Here is a 14,942-nt window from a genome sequence, read left to right as displayed (position 1 = left end):
CAACCAAAAGTTAGTCTCTTACGCGAGGTTTCCGGCTACAGCTCACAGATAGTTGCGCAAGACGACGTTTTTCAGTGTATCTCAGCCTCAAATTTCTGCTCTGTCCAGATCACATTGCGTTAAAAAAAACCGTTGAATTCAGGCATGAACCGATAGACTGGCTGTAGCGTTTTATCAATTTGTTCGCCCATATGCATGATTTTGGGCGATTGTCCTAATGGAGAAAGCTATGGCCGGTATCGATCAACTCCTAAAGCCTAAATCTATCGCTGTGATTGGCGCCTCAGATCGGAGTGGTCGTGCCGGATACGTCGTCACACGCAATTTACAATCTGGTGGATTTCAAGGGCCGATCATGCCCGTTACACCAAAGTATCAGGCAGTGGCTGGCATCTTGGCCTATCAAACCATTGCCGATCTTCCACTTGTCCCCGATTTAGCCATTCTGTGTACCCGGGGAGATATTAATCCTGAGCTTATCAAACAGCTCGGGGAAAGAGGCGTCAAGCTGGTCATCGTCTTAGCGGCAGGAATGCGAGGTCAAGTCACCCCTGACGGGGAAAGCCATTATGCCCTCATGCAACGTATTGCTGAACAATACACCATGCGTGTACTCGGCCCCAATAGTTTGGGCATGATTCTACCGTGGATAAACCTTAACGCGTCATTTGCTCCTGTCCCTGCCAATAAGGGAAATATTGCTTTTGTTTCTCAGTCGGCAGCCGTCTGCACCACAATTCTGGATTGGGCGCGCAACAAGCGCATTGGATTTTCTACCTTTATTTCATTAGGTGAAGCCTGTGACATCGATTTTCCTGAGTTACTCGACTTTTTGTGCCGAGATAGTAAAACCGATGCGATTTTGCTTTATATCGATTCAATCAGAGATGCGCGTCGTTTTATCTCCGCTGCCCGTGCTGCCGCGCGTAATCGCCGCATTCTGGTGTTAAAAAGTGGTCGTACTCGGGGTGGGTCTGTGGCGCTTGAACAGCTTAGCCATACCAGTACAGGATTAGATGCGGCGTATGATGCGGCAATCCGTCGTTCAGGGATGCTGCGCGTCAACAATACGCACGAGCTATTTGCTGCAGTCGAGACGCTTTCACACTCGGTTCCTTTACGGGGAGAGCGCCTCGCCATCATTACTAACGGCGGAGGACCTGCAGTGATGGCCGTTGATACGCTCATGGATGCCGGCGGTAAATTAGCCACGCTGAGCGAATCGACGCTCAACGCATTAAATCAAGTGTTACCAGCGAGCTGGTCGCAGACCAATCCGATCGACATTGTCGGTGATGCTGACACTGTGCGTTATCAATCAGTTATTGATATTATTTTAAACAGTGATGATGCCGATGCGGTTCTTATCATGCATTCCCCCTCTGTCACAGCACCAGGGCTCGCCACCGCAAAAGCAATTATCCACTCACTAAAAGAAAGTCCCCGTGCGCGTCGTTTTAATATTTTGACGAATTGGCAAGGTGAAGGAGACGATGCCACCGTTGCTCGACTTGCATTCACCCATGCAGGTTTCCCAACCTACCGTACTCCTGAAAGCGCCGTGATAGCATACATGCACCTTGTGGAGTATCGACGTAACCAAAAACAACTCATGGAGACCCCAACCTCTACGGGACTCCTGGACTATGATTTACCCGCTGCACGCGCATTCATCGACCAGGCCGAGGATATCGAGCACCTCACCTTGACTACCCATGAAGTGCGCCCATTATTAGAGGCCTATGGCATGCAGGTGATGTCCACTTGGTTGGCAACCGATGCTGTTGAAGCCGCTCAAATTGCCGAGCAGGTCGGTTACCCTGTTGCCGTCAAACTACGCTCACCTGATATCCGCCATAAATCAGATGTACAAGGCGTGATGTTGAACTTACGCACCGGCGCTGAAGTCGCGAATGCGGCACAAGCTATTCTTGATCGCGTGTCTGTCACTTTTCCCGATGCGCACATCCAAGGGCTATTAATTCAGTCAATGGCGCCACGAGCGGGCGCGCAGGAGCTGCGGGTGACCATCAGTAACGATCCGGTATTTGGTACCATTATTTTACTCGGTGAAGGCGGTTCGGATTGGGATGTCACGAAAGACGCTGCAGTGGCCATTCCCCCTTTAAACATGGCCTTAGCCCGGTATCTCGTGATCGGGGCGATTAAAAGCGGTAAGATCAAACAACGTGGGTTTCCTGTCTCTATTGATATTCCCAGCCTATGCCGCTTTTTAGTGACATTGTCACAAATGATCATTGATTGTCCTGAAGTCAACGAGCTCGATATCCATCCTTTACTGGTTTCTGGCAACGAACTCACCATTCTGGATGCTTCACTACGGCTAAGAGATTATGCCGGCAGTCAGCAACAGCGCTTAGCTATCCGACCCTACCCAAAAGAGTTGGAACAATCCATTACGCTTAAAAACGGACAAACGATACAACTTCGTCCCATCCTGCCTGAAGATGAGCCTACCCATAAGGCATTTGTAGAAAAAGTCTCTGAAGAAGATTTATACCGCCGTTTTTTTTCTGATGTGGGAGAGCTAAATCACGAGGCTCTAGCCAATTTGACCCAAATAGATTATGACCGCGAAATGGCATTAGTCGCCACTTATCAACTCCCTTCTGGGAGGGAAGAAATATGGGGGGTCGTACGTTTATTGGCCGACCCACAAAATACAGAAGCGGAATTTGCCGTCTTGGTCCGCTCTGATTTGAAAGGGGTTGGGTTGGGCAGCATATTGATGGAAACCATTATACGATACGGCCGGCAAGCTGGGTTATCACGCATTACCGGCATGACAATGCCAACGAACCGCGGCATGATCGGACTTGCACAAAAATGTGGCTTTAGCATTGATGTACAAATGGCTGATGGTGTTGTCGACATGCAACTCTCTCTGTAACGAGATCAGCCCCATGAGTCGCGATTATGTCCGATCAAGAGGAATATCACCCGCTTGCATATAAGGTTCAAGTAATTTAGGCAACTGCCTGATCAACCAAGATTTGGCATTACCCATTCGATTTCGCTTCCACGCCAGACCAAATTGCAACTGAAACGGCTCTCCTCCTTTTAGGCGTTTTAAACGACCAGCATTGAGATCGTCTTGCACCCAAAACCAAGGCAAGGTTCCAATCCCCTGCCCATTCAAAATCGCCGTATACTTATCGTTCATTGAGCTGACGGTCAGGCGTGGTTGGTCTTCAAGTACGTTATACGTTTTTGGCTGCATCCCTCGTGCAGTATCTGCAACTGCCACCCCTCGATACTTGGAACGCACATCCGGCTCAACGGGACGCGATTCTTGGTGAATAGGGTGATCGGGAATAGCCACCCAATACGCACTCATTTCACCTAATGGCTGTACTTTTATCCCTTGAGGGACCGTCTCGGGGATCGGTGCAATCAGCACGTCAGCTCGCCCCTGTGAGAGCGCTTCCCAACACCCTGCCAGAATTTGCTCTGACAACTTAAGTCGAGTGTTACTCTTTTTAGCTAACCGCTCAATCAAAGGAAAAAAGAAATGACTTTTAAACAGCCCATCATACGCAAGACAGATTTCTAGCTCCCAACCATGCGCGACTGAAGCCGCATCGGCCACCATTTCATCCGCCGCTTTTAATAGCATACGTCCTCGTTCTACCAACAGGAGTCCAGCATCCGTAAATGTGGCTCGGTGTCCAGAGCGATCAAAAATGACAAGCCCGAGTTCGTCTTCAAGCTTTTGTACTTGATAGCTTAATGATGAAGGAGCACGGTTCAGTGATTCAGCGGCAGCGGCAAAACTCCCTTTTCGCTCAATCGCATCAAGAACTTGTAAGGCTTCAAACGACAGCATGGTTTTGCTTTCTCTTGGTTATTACCCTAAATAGGCAGGTTACTACGTCACAACACTATATCAGGGTTTATCTTGGCACCCTATGCAAATAAGGTCGAATAGCCTCATGAAGTGACAAGACTGTTATTCACAATAAATCAGGCATATGGCACAAAAAAGCCACTGATTTCGTTTCATTTTTGACGAAGGTGCCATACTGTAAAGCAGAGGTGGCGATGAGACTAGACCGAATTGAAATTGCAGGCTTTCGCGGTATTAAACGCCTGTCACTGCAAATAGATGAGTTAACCGTTTTAATCGGTGAAAATGCGTGGGGGAAATCCTCCCTGTTAGACGCACTTGAAATTGCTCTGCATCCCAGTGGGGATAGGCCTCAATTTAAACGCTCCGACTTTCACGTCGATCACGCGCTCGGGATCGCGCCAGAGCAGCAATTTCAAATTATCCTTCGTTGGCAAGAGAGCTTCCCTGGTGAGCACAAAGCACGCCGCTATCGTCGCTTTAACTCGGTCTGGAATGGCGAAAACGCGGGTTGCCGTACTTTAGATTATTGCCTTAGCGCGACCATGCAAGAAAGCAAAGTCTCCGTACATCGAGCGTTTTTGTCATGTCATGGTGATATTATTGAAGAGGTTGATAATGACGCGCTCGCCAGCCACCTAATGCAGATCCACCCTGTCATTCGAGTCCGTGATGCAAGACGTATGCGTGTTCCCGGACAAACAGTTACCAAAGACAATACCCGGTTAGAGCAACGCCTAGACAATACATACCGCCGCTTGTTGATGATGCCAGGCCACGTCAATAAAGGAGAGATAAAAAGCGGTTTACACGCCATGCGTCAATTGCTTGATCACTATTTTGCTGCCCACGAGCACAGTCGCGCTCCCTACCCGATTCATGCACCTGGTGCGCTGGCGATTACCCACAACCAAATGCACCCCTTAGAAGCCGTCGCGGCGAACACCTCTAATCAGAGCCGTTTAGTGTTAATGGGGTTACTCAGCGCATTTGTACGGGCTCGTGGTCCCAAGCAACTAAAACGCAATGCACGGCCTATTATGCTTTTTGAGGATCCAGAGGGCCGATTACATCCCACTCTTTTAAATCAAGCTTGGCGGCTTATTCAGTTAATGCCCATGCAGAAGTTATTGACGACTAACAGTGGGGATTTGCTCGCAGGGGTTCAACTGGATCACATTCGCCGATTAGTCCGCCACCCAACCGAAACCCGTAGTTATCAAGTTCCGTCTTATCTTCTCACTCAAGATGAGCGCCGGCGCGTGACTTTCCATGTGCGCTTTCATCGACCTAGTGCGTTGTTTGCTCGCTGTTGGCTATTGGTTGAAGGAGAAACGGAAATCTGGCTGTTTAACGAACTCGCTCGATTGCAAGGATACGATTTTGCTGCAGAAGGCGTGCACTTAATTGAGTTTGCACAAAGTGGACTTCGCCCCTTAATTAAAACAGCAAAAGCGCTGGGAATAGAGTGGCACCTCGTCGCTGACGGTGATATGGCAGGGAAAAAATACGCGGCCACGGCACGTGGCCAAATCGATCAACAACCCGAAGGAGCAAAGCTAACTGTTTTGCCGGATAGAGATATCGAGCACTATTTATATCACCATGGGTATGAGCCGCTGTTTCGTGAAATGGCTGGCGTCATTAGTCAGCAGCCCCATACGAATGATAAGCGCATCATTGCTAAAGCATTAAAGCGTTATGCTAAGCCGGATGCTGCATTGGCTATCATTGCTTATACAGAAAATGAGTTGAATGCCCCTATTCCTAAATTGCTGCGCTGGATTGTTCAACGTGCCATCGGGCTAGCAAGAGGCATTGGATAGTATGCCGTTATTTATCGACCCGCTCAAAAAAGAGCGTCACTTTACCAACTTCGATGCCCCATTTACGCATCGAGGTTACGTTGAATAGTCGATCGTCGTCCTGACGGAACATCCAATCGTCAAAATGCAGTTGATATTCGTTTTCTCCAACCGGTACGACGAGATCGTAACGCCAATTGAGCGCGTTCCCCGCCACTATCCCCGTCGCTGTCCCCACAATGTCTCCTGCTGTACCACGATAAGTGCCATCTTCATGACGCGTGATCGTCCATACTCGAGTTTGTGTTTCTCCGTCCGCATAAACAAACGACTCATCCAGTGTGAGCGTATTCCCCGCGACGGTGCCTTTTATGTCTACTTCAAAACGCCGTGTCTGGTCTCCGGTAAAATCTTGTACCATGCCCCACGCTTTAGTGTGCCCCTCAAAGTACTCAAACAGATTGAACGCCGGTTCACGACCTTGATATTCTTCAATATCCGTTGAGCACGCTACCAGTACGATAGCGCTTACAAGCACCGTCAATACTCTTCTCAAGCCACGCGTCCATTCCATCATGATTTGTCTCCTAATAATGCACGTCTATGGTCGGGGTAATCCGTATTTTCTGATAGCCAGATAGCCAAAAAAGCATCGGCCAACTCTGTTTCATCGACCACCAATGTGGTGCGCCAATCTTGCCCTTCGGGTTGATAATGGAACACACCCTTATCGTTGTGCCGCACAAACGCAAGGCGATCGCCTTCCGCGATATCGCCCCACGCCTCCTTGAGATCGGTTTGCCAGCGTGCACGTTGCGCATCCGAAAAGCCCAAGTGCGCCCACTGATCGTTTGTCGCTTTCATCAAACGATCGTCACTGATATCACGGGCATACGTGATCACCAGTGCATGGGGTGATTGTGCTTGATAGCGTGCTGACGGCGCACGTAAAGACGACTGATAAATCGTCCACCAGCCCCACGTTAAGGTCGCTTCCCCTACTTCTGGCCAGTCTTGCCAAGCCATCGAGGGAGCGGCAGATTGCTTCTCGGCCTGCACAGAGGTCGCCACCATGAAGGTGATACAGACAATCAGCGTTTTCCATCCTGTCATTGTTGTCCCCTTGTTGCCGCCATTCGCGCCTCTATTTTGTGTTGTAACCCGCGCATTAAGGTAACGAATAGCACGCTGTATATGGCCCACGCCCCAAGTAGTACCACGCCTGTTATCCAAAACGGTTGCGGAAATGATAATGCGCCGAGTCGCTCTCCTGCGAGATAACTGCTTGCCCCCCCTAAGCTGCCAATTATTGTGATCATCCAGGTTGGACGGGCTAATACTAATTCACGCATTAACCATGCAAATGCACAGAAACCCAACCACAACAAAACAAGCCAAGAAGGCATAATCAGTGACCCGGTGCCGACTTCTAGCCACTGCCAGTACAGCAATGCACTGTCACCGATCAAGCCTAGCGGTGCCAGCACCAAGACCCCTCTGATCACGCTACGATCATAGACGATGGCAGCCAATAACATCGCAACCATCAACCATTGTAAACTCGGCGGCCCGATAGCCGCCGAGAACCAGTAAACGTTGAACAATAAAGAGATCAACACAAAGCGCATATTTAGGCCTCTCGCCAAGCCGGACGACTGAGCAATAGTTGCACTGCACTGATGGTTCGTTCCCTGAACCCACCTTCGCAATAGCAAAAATAATAGCGCCATAAGCGAGCAAAACGGTCATCATAGCCAAACTCGCGTAGGGTATTTGTTTGCTGATTAAAACGTGTATGCCAATCAGCTAAGGTCTGGGCGTAATCTAACCCAATGTCTTTTAGGTCCCGCATCACAAAATCCGTTTGCGCCGTGAAGTGATCGAGCAACACATTCACAGAGGGTAAAAAACCACCAGGAAAGATGTGTTTTTGAATAAAATCGACATTACGGCTGTAATGATCGTAACGCTGATCGGCAATCGTGATCGCCTGAATCGCCATCAAGCCGTTCGGTTTGAGTAATGACTGACACTTTCGAACAAAGGTATCTAAATACTCTTTGCCCACCGCTTCAATCATCTCTATCGATACCAACTTGTCGTATTCGCCAGTCAAATCCCGATAATCTTCTTTGAGCAAGGTGATTTTATCCTCTAGCCCTTCACGTTCAATGCACGCTTGGGCCCACGCATGTTGCTCTTCCGATATAGTCGTCGTGGTGACGCGACAGCCATAGTGCTTGGCCGCATAAATCGCCATGCCTCCCCAACCTGTACCAATTTCAATGAGATGGTCCTTGGGCGTGAGCGACAGTTGTCGGCAGAGACGATCCATTTTTTCGATCTGAGCCGCTTCTAACGATGCGTCCTTTTCAAGGTAAATACCGCTAGAATAGAGCATCTGGTCGTCAAGGAAGTGACGATAAAGATCGTTACCCAGATCATAATGTGCGGCGATATTTCGCCGCGCTGTGTCTTTCTCGTTTCGATTACGCCAATGTGCTAGCTTATGACCGAGGCTCACCAGCCAGCCCGTATGCTTTTCTATTCGATCAATCGCAGGTAAATTCCGAGCAAACACACGGATCACCTCGGTTAAATTTGGTGATTCCCACCAGCCATCGATATAAGCTTCGGCTGCAGCAATACTGCCCCCAGTTAAAATACGCGTATAAAACCGAGGATCATGTACCAGTACCGACGCATGTAGTGGTGCCTGAGGATCACCACACTGCAGGGTCTGGCCCTGCTCATCAACGAGAGAAATACAGGCATCTTTAACGTGTGCCATTAACGTATAGACCAGCTGTTTAGCGTAGTGCTCTTTACGGGACAATGTACGTTGGCTTTGAGGTACGTCCGTTGCAGACATGATTACTCCTTCTTCGCACCCGGGTGCGGATAAAACGGTGCGCCCTTTATCCAGAGCTTGAGCGCTTGCCAATAAATACCGATGAGAACTTTTACTGTCTCTATCGGTGTCCGGATCAATAGCTTATTCAATGTTTTTGATGTAAAGGGACGTCGTTGAAGCCCAAGTGTGGCATCAAATTCTTTTTCTTCTTGGTGTGCTTCGAGGTGCAAATGAATCCGTTTCCCCAATGGTCGCAAGCGCCAGTGATAACGTTGTTTAATGGGATTAAATGGAGATACGTGAAACGCTTTATCATTTTCCCAACGCGTACCGGCCGGAACCGCATAATAATGATGCTCTCCCCATGGGGTATTACTGACTTCGGCAAGCACATAGCGCCAGTTATTTTCGTGATCATAAACGTAATAAAAATTCGCTGGGCTGAAATACACGCCGAGATAGCGCAACTGACACAACGCATAAACTTTGCCTTCTATACGCTCTCCCGTGAGTTCATAGAGTGTGTCTAAACACGCGGCTTTGGTATCTTTTCTTCCATCTAAATAATCTAGATAATGGAACGCTGCAAAGCCCCATTTCCCCTGGCGAAAGCCCGTCACTCGCGACGATAATAAATCAAGCTCATCCAAATCAATCAATGGCATAAAAACCGGATAGCTAAACATATGTTTTATCGGCGAAAAGCGACGGTGCCGAACCTGCCCCACATATAACCCGCTATTCAGTGTCTCAACCGACTCACTCACGTAATAATCCCTCGACCACGTCAAGTGCGCTGCGTACACCGTCTTCGTGGAAACCGTTATACCAGTACGCCCCACAGAACCAACTCCGATGCTGACCATTAATCTGATGCCGCTTTTGTTGTGCCGCGACACTCTCGGTATTAAATACCGGATGGGCATAGACGAACCGACGTAAAATTTTACTTGGATCGATTCTGTGAGTTTGGTTGAGCGTCACACAGAATGTCTCAGGCGCCTGAATTGACTGCAATATATTCATATTGTAGGTCAACGCTGCCGGATCTGTGTCTATTTTGTCTGACAGAGGAAGATGGTAATTCCAACTCGCCCATGCGCCTTGTCGCTTGGGTAACAAAGATGTGTCTGTGTGTAGTACCACGTCATTGTCTTGATAAGGGATGGCTCCCAATATCTGGCGTTCTGCGTCACTAGGCGTCTGCAACATCGCAAGTGCTTGGTCACTATGACAAGCAAAAATGACGTGATCGAAAATGTGTTCACCGTTTTCGGTTACAACAGACACAGAATCCGGATCGCGACGGACGCTTTTGACTGGCGTACTCAGGTGGATGCGGTTTTCGAAGGCGGGGATAAGCTTTTTCACATATTCGCGCGAACCGCCTGGGATCACAAACCACTGTGGCCGGTTGGTGACATCCAATAAGCCATGGTTCTGGAAGAAACGTAAAAAGAACGCCAACGGGAAGCCACGCATATCCGACAAGGTTGACGACCAAATCGCCGCCCCCATTGGCAGAATATAGTTCTGGCAGAAGTAATCGCTAAACTTATGTTGGTTAAGGAAGTCACCCAGCGTATCCATTGAGGCTTTGGACGCTTCGTGACTCGCTACATACGCCTCTCGTGCCAAACGGTTAAAACGCATGATCTCAGCGAGAAAACGATAAAAGCGCACATTCAGTACATTTCGTTTTTGTGCAAACAAGGATGATAAGCTATGCCCGTTATACTCTAAGCCGTTAGCATCATTGCGCACACTAAAGCTCATTTGAGAAGGCTGCCGCGTCACCCCTATTTCCTCGAGTAAACGCTCATAATTTGGGTAAGTCCGATCATTGAATACAATAAAGCCTGTATCGATTGCGTACTGTCCGCTCTCAACCTCGACATCTACCGTCGCCGTGTGGCCACCTAGATAATCGTTCGCTTCAAACAGCGTAATATCGTGCTTTTTATTGAGATAATGGGCGCAAGTTAGTCCGGCAATCCCCGATCCTATGATGGCAATTTTCATGATTTAGTTCCTTGTCATACGTCGAGCAAGGGCTATCTGCCATGACATGGGCAGTAGCGCTAAGAATTTAAGGATAAAAGTAAATTTTCGCGGGAAATGCACTTCGGTTTTGCCCTTCGCTAACCCAGCTTGAATCGCTGCCGACGCTTGCTCTACCGTGACACGCATCGGCATGGCAAAATCATTCTTATCCGTTAGCGGTGTTTCAACGAAGCCCGGAGAAATAAGTGACACAGTCACTCCCTGTCGAGCTAAATCAGCAGACAATGTGTTGGCAATATAGCTAATCGCCGCCTTCGATCCGCCGTATGCCTCCGCACGTGGCAGCGGCATGTAGCTGGCCGAGGAGCCGACAATGGCAAGGTGCGTACTGTTGGTGAACCGAGCCTGTAGCGCTTCAATACAGTGGAGGACGCCGAAGACATTGATCTCAAAAACGCGTTTAAACAGCGCCACATCGACTTTGCCATGGTCGATGTATTCACACGTCCCAGCATTGAGAATAATTAAATCGGGAAAGACGCTTAGGCTACTCAGCGCTTGATGCGTTTGTTCGCCGTCCGTTGCATCAAACGCCAATGCGTCTAATGATGCGTGATCTCGAGCCATGGTGTTGAGCTTGTCCTGGTTTCGCCCACAGGCCGTCACCTGCCAACCTTGACGTGCATAGTCTCTTGCCAATTGCTCACCAATTCCCGACGTGGCGCCGGTGATCAATACGTGTTTCATTGTCCTAGCCTCGTTTTGATATGTTTGAGCAGGCGACCTATCACAGGCAGCGCTTCGTACAGCATTTCACCTAAGTCGAAGTAATCACGATGGCGAATGATTTTGCCGTCATAAAAACGTAAGTGAGAGCAGCCCTGAACTTGTCGCGTTTTCCCCCCATCCAACTTGGGATGCGATAACATCATGGTCCAGGTCACAAAGGCATCGTCTCCGTCTACCGCGGTCGTGTGTATATGAAATTGACAATCGGTCACGTTTTCGTACAGCAGCGAAAAATACTGGATAAACGCTTCTAAGCCGGTTATCTCATGCGCCGGGTCGACAAACACAATCTTGGGATGATAAATCGTCGCCAATGATGACAAGTTATCTTTATTGAGCGCTTGATAGGTCGTCACAAATTGCGACACACCGACATGGGTTGGCGAGCGAGTCATGGTGTTTGCTCCTGAGGCTGATTTTTCGCCGCTTCAAAAATCGCCAGCGCCTTTTTGCGCTGAGTGGCGTGATCCACCACCGGACGCGGATAATCTAGCGTCTGGGCGTATTGATCTGCCCATTGCCAAGGCTGGTGAATATGCTTGCCCGGCACCTGTTTAAGCGCCGGTAGCCAGCGACGAATAAAGCGCCCATCACTATCAAACCGCTCTCCCTGTGTGGTCGGATTAAAGATCCGAAAGTAAGGTTGAGCATCGGTCCCTACCGACGCAGACCATTGCCAGCCCCCGTTGTTAGAAGCAAAATCGCCATCAATCAGCTTGGACATGAAGTAGTCTTCTCCCCAGCGCCAATCGATAAGCAGATCTTTGGTCAAAAAGCTGGCCACAATCATTCTCAACCGGTTATGCATCCAGCCCGTTTGATTAAGCTGGTGCATGGCCGCATCAACAATGGGAAAGCCCGTTTTGCCCGCCTTCCACGCCTCAAACAATGTAAGGTCGTTATCCCATACCACTGACTCGCCCCAAGCTAAAAAGCTATACTTTTTGCTGATTGCCGGATTTTGTGCACTCACTTCCTGATAGAAATCACGCCAAATAAGTTCCGAAAGCCAGGTGGCTGCCCCTGTATCGGGCTCGCGCCAATCGGCATGCTCTTGTTGTAAACGTGCCAAGCATTGACGTGGGGATAACGCGCCAATGGCCAAATAAGGAGAAAGTTGACTGGTGGCATCAACAGCGGGAAAGTCACGCTGTCGTTTATAATCAGCCACTTGCTCGCGGCAGTAACGACGCATGTGCGCGAGGATCCCTTTCTCATCGGACGCCCAGTCCGCGACATCCTCCGTCGGATAATCAAAGTGAATCGGTTTAAGCTGTAAAAAGATCGCGTCGACGGCCGAATTTGTCTCGCGTTTGGTTGGCTTTTGGCGCGGTGAGGCATCCATGCCGTCTAAAGCACGTAAGCAGGCCTTTTTAAAGGGAGTAAACACCTTATACGGTTCACCTTTTCCCGATTTTATGGTGCCCGGTGCAAACAAATTGCGATCATCAAAAGCGTGCCAAGCGATCCCTTTACTTTCTAATTCAGCCTTCGCTTTTTCATCGCGTTGAGCTTCATTAAGCTCGTACTCATGATTCACAAATACCGCTTGTGCATCGATTTGCGTGGCATACGCGACCACTTTCTCTGCAGCCTCAGAAAAATCATCGGCACACTCAAGGACCAATGGGATGTTTAAAGATCGAAGTTCGGCGCGTAAGGCTTCAAGCCGGGCTTTAATCAATCCAGCTTGCTTGGGTGCAAGATGGTGTGACGCCCACTGAACCGGTGTTTCAATAAAAATCCCGACAACCGGATCGGAAGACTCACCGGCGGCGCTTAAGGCACGGTTATCTAATACACGTAAATCACGCCGAAACCAGATTAAATGCATAACGTTTTGTTCTCCCTAAGATCGTCGAGTTCGTCACCGTGTACGGAACAAATAAATGCCTGGCTCACTACTTGGATCTCATTCTGAGATAAACAAAGCCGCAATTGGTTAAGCTGTGTACGATCTAGCCGGTGGTCTGCCATCACAGCAAGCGTCTTTACCTGCTGTTCACGCATGACCTCCAGTATTAGGCTTAGTTGACTGTGTGGCTGGGCTAACGTAGTGACGTTGTAACCTTTTTCATTGAGTGACATTGCCATTAGCACACGTTGGTACTCACTGGTTGCATTAAGTGACACCAACCAACACCGGGCTTTGGTATTTCGCTTAGCATTAGCTGCCATGGCCGATCGACACTTATCGATTACCGTGATCTCCCACATATCGCGCTGTAGCACGCTAACGTCCCCATCGTTGCGACTGAGCCATTGATCAATCGGTGTTAAAACATGTTCAGTTAGCCAGTAAAAAGGATACTCCTTGAGGAGTACATCAAGTGACTTCCCCAAGCGTTGAACCGAAAAAGTATGAATACAGTCGATCAGATCGCGTACGACACTATCGTCTTCCACATCCACAGGCGCCGCTGTTTGTATCAACAGCGGCTTGACCTTACTGATCGGAACGCCTTTATCTAACCACTGTAAAATATGCGTAATGGTGCTAACGTCATCTTGACTATATAGTCGGTGGCCCTTTGCCGTTCTCGCTGGCGATAGAAGACCATAACGACGCTGCCATGCACGCAAAGTAACTGGGTTTACGCCGGTTTGTTCGGCAACCTGACTGATTGTCAACGTATGCGAGGCTTCACAAGCCATAACGCAACCTTAGCGCATCAGGATACGGCTTTAGATAAACTTGGCTCGCCAGGTACTCATCTGGATTGTTGTGCAGGTGATGTGAAATCAACGTCAGTGGTGCGAGCAGCGGCATGGTGCCCTGACGATAGGCGTGGATTAGATTGGCAAGCTCTGCTTTCTGCCCCTTATCAAGATTGTTTTTAAAGTAACCTTGCAGATGCATCAGCACATTGGTGTGCTTTTTACGCGTCGCACGAATGGTTATCGCCTGCATGAACGCTGTCCGATACTGTTCAAAAAAGGCATCAATATCATAATGACCAATGTTTGCCATAAATCGGCCCAGCTCTCGATACCGCTCGGGGGAGTGCGCCATGAGCACCAGCTTGTAGCGCGAGTGAAAGTCGACCAAGGCTTTTTTTGTTACTCCCTTCTCAACACGTTTGTAAAGATCATCTAACGCAAATAGACGAAATACAAAATTTTCCCTTAGGATGGGATCATTAAGCCGTCCATCTTCTTCGATAGGCAACCAAGGCATCCGTTTCATGAGTGCTTGGGTGTAGAGGCCAACGCCAGAAATGTCTGAGGCATAACCGTTTTCACGATAAACTTTAACCCGCTCCATCCCACAGGTCGGTGATTTAGCACACACGATGTACCCGCGTAATTCTTTGTGCGCAAGATCATCAGCTTTACGCTCACTAAACGCCTCCATTTTGTCCGTATAGTCTTTTTCTTGATCCCGTGTTTCTACCAACCTCACCGACAGATCCCCGTTATCGACCAATCTGATAGCTGGCCTTGGTACGGGTAATCCGATACCGACTTCAGGACAAACAGGGACAAAATCAACGTAAGGTGACAACTCTTTACTTACAAATGAGCTACGCTTATGTCCACTGTCAAAGCGGACTTTCTCACCGATTACACAGGCGCTTACACCAACAGGAAACGACATGCCTCACCTCTATCACTGACTATG

At 48.9% G+C, this 14,942-nt stretch carries 14 protein-coding genes; 2 read left to right on the top strand and 12 right to left on the bottom strand.

The window, feature by feature from the left end; genetic code table 11:
* The first annotated feature begins 229 nt into the window (after positions 1-229).
* Entirely contained in the window at positions 230-2,911 is a 2,682-nt protein-coding gene (locus BUQ98_RS15830) for a bifunctional acetate--CoA ligase family protein/GNAT family N-acetyltransferase (protein ID WP_074214732.1), read from the top strand.
* A 24-nt stretch (positions 2,912-2,935) separates the two neighbouring features.
* On the opposite strand, the gene BUQ98_RS15825 is transcribed toward BUQ98_RS15830, so the two are convergent.
* Positions 2,936-3,847 carry a LysR family transcriptional regulator gene (locus BUQ98_RS15825; protein WP_074214731.1) on the bottom strand — a complete coding sequence of 304 codons (912 nt, stop codon included), beginning with the start codon at positions 3,845-3,847 and terminating at the stop codon, positions 2,936-2,938.
* Positions 3,848-4,062: 215 nt separating this feature from the next.
* Between BUQ98_RS15825 and BUQ98_RS15820 the strand changes: the two genes are divergently transcribed.
* Entirely contained in the window at positions 4,063-5,694 is a 1,632-nt protein-coding gene (locus tag BUQ98_RS15820) for a DUF2813 domain-containing protein (RefSeq protein ID WP_074214730.1), read from the top strand.
* Between the two features lie 7 nt (positions 5,695-5,701).
* Here BUQ98_RS15820 and BUQ98_RS15815 read toward each other — a convergent pair whose 3' ends face one another.
* Genes BUQ98_RS15815 through BUQ98_RS15765 form a run of 11 tightly spaced genes read right to left on the bottom strand, consistent with a single transcriptional unit; the run spans position 5,702 to position 14,918 of the window.
* Positions 5,702-6,250: a DUF3833 domain-containing protein gene (locus BUQ98_RS15815; RefSeq protein ID WP_254813948.1), complete on the bottom strand. Its 549-nt coding sequence runs from the start codon at positions 6,248-6,250 to the stop codon at positions 5,702-5,704.
* Complete coding sequence (locus BUQ98_RS15810; RefSeq protein ID WP_074214729.1) at positions 6,247-6,786, bottom strand: chalcone isomerase family protein; 540 nt, start codon at positions 6,784-6,786, stop codon at positions 6,247-6,249. Before BUQ98_RS15810 ends, BUQ98_RS15815 begins: the two co-directional genes overlap by 4 nt.
* The gene (locus tag BUQ98_RS15805) at positions 6,783-7,301 is read right to left on the bottom strand and encodes a DUF2878 domain-containing protein (protein WP_074214728.1); all 519 of its coding nucleotides are present in this window, start codon (positions 7,299-7,301) and stop codon (positions 6,783-6,785) included. Before BUQ98_RS15805 ends, BUQ98_RS15810 begins: the two co-directional genes overlap by 4 nt.
* A 2-nt stretch (positions 7,302-7,303) precedes the next feature.
* Positions 7,304-8,545: an SAM-dependent methyltransferase gene (locus tag BUQ98_RS15800; protein WP_074214727.1), complete on the bottom strand. Its 1,242-nt coding sequence runs from the start codon at positions 8,543-8,545 to the stop codon at positions 7,304-7,306.
* A 2-nt stretch (positions 8,546-8,547) separates the two neighbouring features.
* Positions 8,548-9,294 carry a DUF1365 domain-containing protein gene (locus BUQ98_RS15795; protein ID WP_074214726.1) on the bottom strand — a complete coding sequence of 249 codons (747 nt, stop codon included), beginning with the start codon at positions 9,292-9,294 and terminating at the stop codon, positions 8,548-8,550.
* Positions 9,287-10,549, bottom strand: a complete 1,263-nt coding sequence (locus BUQ98_RS15790; RefSeq protein ID WP_074214725.1) for an NAD(P)/FAD-dependent oxidoreductase — start codon at positions 10,547-10,549, stop codon at positions 9,287-9,289. The genes BUQ98_RS15795 and BUQ98_RS15790 overlap by 8 nt, the downstream gene beginning before the upstream one ends.
* A gap of 3 nt (positions 10,550-10,552) precedes the next feature.
* Positions 10,553-11,278, bottom strand: coding sequence for an SDR family NAD(P)-dependent oxidoreductase (locus tag BUQ98_RS15785; protein WP_074214724.1), 726 nt, complete (start codon positions 11,276-11,278; stop codon positions 10,553-10,555).
* Positions 11,275-11,715, bottom strand: a complete 441-nt coding sequence (locus tag BUQ98_RS15780) for a nuclear transport factor 2 family protein (protein WP_074214723.1) — start codon at positions 11,713-11,715, stop codon at positions 11,275-11,277. The genes BUQ98_RS15785 and BUQ98_RS15780 overlap by 4 nt, the downstream gene beginning before the upstream one ends.
* On the bottom strand, positions 11,712-13,154 hold the full coding sequence (gene phrB / locus BUQ98_RS15775) for a deoxyribodipyrimidine photo-lyase (protein ID WP_074214722.1): 1,443 nt from the start codon (positions 13,152-13,154) through the stop codon (positions 11,712-11,714). Before phrB ends, BUQ98_RS15780 begins: the two co-directional genes overlap by 4 nt.
* The gene (locus tag BUQ98_RS15770; RefSeq protein ID WP_074214721.1) at positions 13,145-13,975 is read right to left on the bottom strand and encodes a MerR family transcriptional regulator; all 831 of its coding nucleotides are present in this window, start codon (positions 13,973-13,975) and stop codon (positions 13,145-13,147) included. The genes phrB and BUQ98_RS15770 overlap by 10 nt, the downstream gene beginning before the upstream one ends.
* Positions 13,965-14,918 (bottom strand): YbgA family protein, encoded by a 954-nt coding sequence (locus tag BUQ98_RS15765; protein WP_074214720.1) that lies wholly within the window; start codon positions 14,916-14,918, stop codon positions 13,965-13,967. Before BUQ98_RS15765 ends, BUQ98_RS15770 begins: the two co-directional genes overlap by 11 nt.
* Between the last annotated feature and the right edge of the window lie 24 nt (positions 14,919-14,942).

Source organism: Salinivibrio sp. ES.052 (genome assembly GCF_900141775.1).
Classification (GTDB): Bacteria; Pseudomonadota; Gammaproteobacteria; order Enterobacterales; family Vibrionaceae; genus Salinivibrio.
Note: the sequence above shows the minus strand (reverse complement) of the source record. Positions and strands in the feature narration are given on the sequence as shown.

What these genes read in the sequence shown, in the direction of transcription:
- BUQ98_RS15800 (WP_074214727.1), bottom strand. Translation starts at nt 8,545, where the DNA reads ATGTCTGCAACGGACGTACCTCAAAGCCAACGTACATTGTCCCGTAAA.
- BUQ98_RS15825 (WP_074214731.1), bottom strand. Translation starts at nt 3,847, where the DNA reads ATGCTGTCGTTTGAAGCCTTACAAGTTCTTGATGCGATTGAGCGAAAA.
- BUQ98_RS15790 (WP_074214725.1), bottom strand. Translation starts at nt 10,549, where the DNA reads ATGAAAATTGCCATCATAGGATCGGGGATTGCCGGACTAACTTGCGCC.
- BUQ98_RS15765 (WP_074214720.1), bottom strand. Translation starts at nt 14,918, where the DNA reads ATGTCGTTTCCTGTTGGTGTAAGCGCCTGTGTAATCGGTGAGAAAGTC.
- BUQ98_RS15810 (WP_074214729.1), bottom strand. Translation starts at nt 6,786, where the DNA reads ATGACAGGATGGAAAACGCTGATTGTCTGTATCACCTTCATGGTGGCG.
- BUQ98_RS15770 (WP_074214721.1), bottom strand. Translation starts at nt 13,975, where the DNA reads ATGGCTTGTGAAGCCTCGCATACGTTGACAATCAGTCAGGTTGCCGAA.
- BUQ98_RS15780 (WP_074214723.1), bottom strand. Translation starts at nt 11,715, where the DNA reads ATGACTCGCTCGCCAACCCATGTCGGTGTGTCGCAATTTGTGACGACC.
- BUQ98_RS15830 (WP_074214732.1), top strand. Translation starts at nt 230, where the DNA reads ATGGCCGGTATCGATCAACTCCTAAAGCCTAAATCTATCGCTGTGATT.
- BUQ98_RS15820 (WP_074214730.1), top strand. Translation starts at nt 4,063, where the DNA reads ATGAGACTAGACCGAATTGAAATTGCAGGCTTTCGCGGTATTAAACGC.
- BUQ98_RS15785 (WP_074214724.1), bottom strand. Translation starts at nt 11,278, where the DNA reads ATGAAACACGTATTGATCACCGGCGCCACGTCGGGAATTGGTGAGCAA.
- BUQ98_RS15815 (WP_254813948.1), bottom strand. Translation starts at nt 6,250, where the DNA reads ATGATGGAATGGACGCGTGGCTTGAGAAGAGTATTGACGGTGCTTGTA.
- phrB (WP_074214722.1), bottom strand. Translation starts at nt 13,154, where the DNA reads ATGCATTTAATCTGGTTTCGGCGTGATTTACGTGTATTAGATAACCGT.
- BUQ98_RS15805 (WP_074214728.1), bottom strand. Translation starts at nt 7,301, where the DNA reads ATGCGCTTTGTGTTGATCTCTTTATTGTTCAACGTTTACTGGTTCTCG.